The sequence below is a fragment of the Francisella sp. 19X1-34 genome (assembly GCF_041102755.1).
GTDB lineage: Bacteria > Pseudomonadota > Gammaproteobacteria > Francisellales > Francisellaceae > Francisella.
Genome location: NZ_JBGCTX010000112.1, coordinates 1 through 3,433, shown reverse-complemented (window position 1 = coordinate 3,433; position 3,433 = coordinate 1). Strand labels below are relative to the sequence as shown.

The window sequence follows — 3,433 nt, the reverse complement described above, 5'->3', positions numbered from 1 at the left end:
ATAAAAAAATCATATATTACTTTTCAGTATATTTTAAACAATTTTAAAATTAATATCAGATTTCAACAGTCCCATTAAGTCAAAAATATCTAATCAACTAAGCTTTATGGGCGCTATTAAGCAAGATGTTGCTAATGCCATTACTGATGGCACTAGTGTTTCTACCATCAATATAAATGACCCTCATATGAGTGTTGATGATAATGCAGATATTTCTCGAGATATTGGTAGCTCAGGGGCACAAACTGTTACTGGAGAAGCCTATATACTACTTAGATCTACTATCAATGGAAATATTATAGAGTGGCGATGCATAATTACTGGAGAAAATATAACACAATCTATGGTGCCATCAACTTGTCAAGGCTATGGGATAGACTTTTATAACGCTCTTAGTCAAAATTCCTTGATCCCAGATGGATATGGATTTCAATGGGGAGATAACCCTGCTCCAGATGGTTTTTTAGCATTCATTGACTCTGATCACCCTTTCACTGGTGATTGGTATACAAATGGTGGTCAACTCGAAGTCTGGAATGGTTTTGAAAACTCTAACGGTAGAGAAGCTGCTATTGAACTAGATGGTCATTCAAATGAGATTGTTGAGCTATCTCATGACCTAAACACTGAAGGATTTAAAAAAATGAATCTAAGCTTTGAATATTATTCTCGCACAGGAGATGCCTCAGGAGGCTTTGAAGTTCTTTTAGGTGATGAGGTGGTTTATACACAAGAGGAGTTCTCATCAGACTGGCAAAATATTAGCATAGACTTAGATAACTCAGATGGTGCTTCAACTAAAAAACTGACCATTCGTGAAGCCGGAGCTGATGATAGTATGGGTGCTATTATTGACCTTAAGACTATAAAAGTTGAGCCTGTTGAACTAATTTAAAACTGCTATAAAAATATTTATCTTATGCTTTATATATATATTATTGAGTAAAACTATTCTAAGACTGAATATACTTATGAAACTAAAAAATATAGCATTATTACCTCTTATAATATCGGGTACAGCTTTTGCTAACCCTATAAACCTTTGCCAACATAATAACTGTTTTGTTATTGATCCAGCGACTCTGAAAGTAGAGCTTAAACAAGGAGATAAAGAAACTCCTATATCTGCAGCTCAGGCAAAACAAAACTTTAAAATAATATCTCAAGATAAAAAAGAATTAGACTTTACTCGTGATAATATCAACATTGAGTTTAAGCTAAATAATGATGCTTTGAACGTTAGTTTTAAAAATAGTCAAAAGTTAACAAGAACCGATAATAAAACTATCACATTCCCTATTATTCGTGGGGAAAAATCTTTCCTACTTCCTATGCTAGAAGGGTGGGACATTCCATCAGAGAATAAAAAATGGATAAAGTATTTAACATCTACTACTAGTGAGAAAGATCCTCTAGCTGGAATTGCTCGACTATCAATGCAATTCTTAACAGCGGGATTTGGCAAATCTGCAATTTATTATCAAATTAATAATAGCTTTGATAACACTTTTTGGTTTACTGGTAAAGATAAATTAGCTCTACACTTTAAACATACTTTTAATATTTTAAATAAAGATAAACCTTTTGGATTCACAATTAAAGAATTAAAGAATGATCCAGCAGTAATTGCTAAAACATATCGTCAGCACAAGATAGATCAAGGAAAGTTTGTAACACTTGCTGAGAAAGCTAAAATTGTCCCAGGAGTTACAAAGCTTTATGGTGCTCCTTTTATTTACCTATGGGGTGATGAGTTAATTGGGGAGTCAAATATAAATTGGAAAGGGCTTCAAAACTTTGTCAAACAACAACTTGCTAGTAAATCAGACAACCCAACAAAATACTTTAATAAAATACTAAAAGAGCATTCAAATAACTCTCTAGAAGAGTTTGCAAAACAAAAGTGGCTTTATGCAGCTCTAAAGTCAGATGTCGATAATGCGCTTAAGGAGTTAATAAAAGATCCAACATTATGGAATAAGCAAGAATTTAACTCAATTAAGCTAAACTCAACTACTGCTAAATTAATATCTGCGCAAAAGACTCCTGCAAATACTATTAAACTAAATAAATACCTAATTCAATCTGCTTACTCTAAATATATAGTCCCAGTTCCACAGTGGGGTAATGGAGTTTCAGTCTGGATGATAAAGCAACTGCAAAGCATTGGTTTAAAAAATGCGTGGCTTGGTTTAAACGATGTCACTGATGGTCTTTACCATACCAACGTTATTGATCAAGCTAAAAAAGCTGGATACCTTATTGCCCCTTATGATTCTTATAACTCTTTACAACAACAAGGAGCTCGAGGATCCTGGTCAACAGGAGTTTTCTACTCCAAAAAAGACTTATTCAAAGATGCTGCTATAATAAAACAAAACGGTAAGTATGTAACAGGCTTTTTAGGTAGAGGACATGAACTGAACTCATCATATGCAATGCCTCAAGTAAAGCGTCGCTTAAATAGAGACATAAACATGTATAACGCCAAGTTCAACTCATGGTTCTTTGATAGTGATGGAGCAGGAGCTCTATATAATGATTTTTCTACTAAACATCCAATGTCTCAAGCTCAAGATGTCCAAAATAAAATAAATTATTTTAAATGGGCTGCTAAACACTATAATTTAGTAGTTGGTACAGAAGATGGTAAGGATTATATCGCACCTGTTGCAGTTTATGGACAAGGTCTAGTTTCTCAAGGTATTTGGGATAAGGATATGCGCCAACATAAAAAGTCTAAATACTACATGGGAGACTATTGGTCACCTCTTGGAGTTCCTCCTAGATATACTAAACCTACACCGTTAAAGCCTTTAATAAGCTATATATACTACAATCCTACTTTTGAAGTTCCTCTTTATCAAATGGTTTATAATAATAGTATTATCACTTCTGATCATTGGGAGTATGCAACATTTAAGTTCCCATCTCAGATAAAAAATAATATCTTGAAAACTTTTCTATATAACTATCCACCACTACTACACTTAGATAGAAAAGCCTGGGCTCAGCAGAAAAAACTTCTTAGCAAATACTTACCAGTATGGTCTAAGTGGCATAAAATCTTAGTACAACAGAGGATGACTAACTTTAGTTACTTAAGTAAAGATAAGCTACTTCAATCTACACAGTTCTCAAATGGTGTTACAGTAATCGCTAACTTTGCTGATTCTACGAAGGATTATAATAAAATAAGCATTCCAGCAAAGAGTGTAGTTATACTACAAAATAATAAAATAGCCCAACGCTTTACTGCTACAAGCTTTGAATAAATAAGAATATAAATATTAACCTTAAACCTTCTAAAACTTAGAATCCATCATTGTGAACCAGAAAATTATTTTTTAAAACTTATTAGGCTCTGTGCACAAAAATAAATTTTCATCGAAGCCAAATAAAAGTACAAGCTAATTTAATCATTCCTAGATAT

General features: G+C 33.1%; 2 protein-coding genes. Both read left to right on the top strand.

Annotated features, from left to right (window positions below; all coding sequences use genetic code 11):
• Positions 1–106 precede the first annotated feature (106 nt).
• Entirely contained in the window at positions 107–895 is a 789-nt protein-coding gene (locus tag AB8E56_RS11325; RefSeq protein WP_329481182.1) for a type IV pili fiber building block protein, read from the top strand.
• Positions 896–971: 76 nt separating this feature from the next.
• Positions 972–3,275 carry a glycoside hydrolase gene (locus tag AB8E56_RS11320; RefSeq protein WP_329481180.1) on the top strand — a complete coding sequence of 768 codons (2,304 nt, stop codon included), beginning with the start codon at positions 972–974 and terminating at the stop codon, positions 3,273–3,275.
• Positions 3,276–3,433 lie beyond the last annotated feature (158 nt).

Excerpts from the sequence above, each read along its gene's own strand:
- AB8E56_RS11325 (WP_329481182.1), top strand. The coding sequence starts at position 107 with ATGGGCGCTATTAAGCAAGATGTTGCTAATGCCATTACTGATGGCACT.
- AB8E56_RS11320 (WP_329481180.1), top strand. The coding sequence starts at position 972 with ATGAAACTAAAAAATATAGCATTATTACCTCTTATAATATCGGGTACA.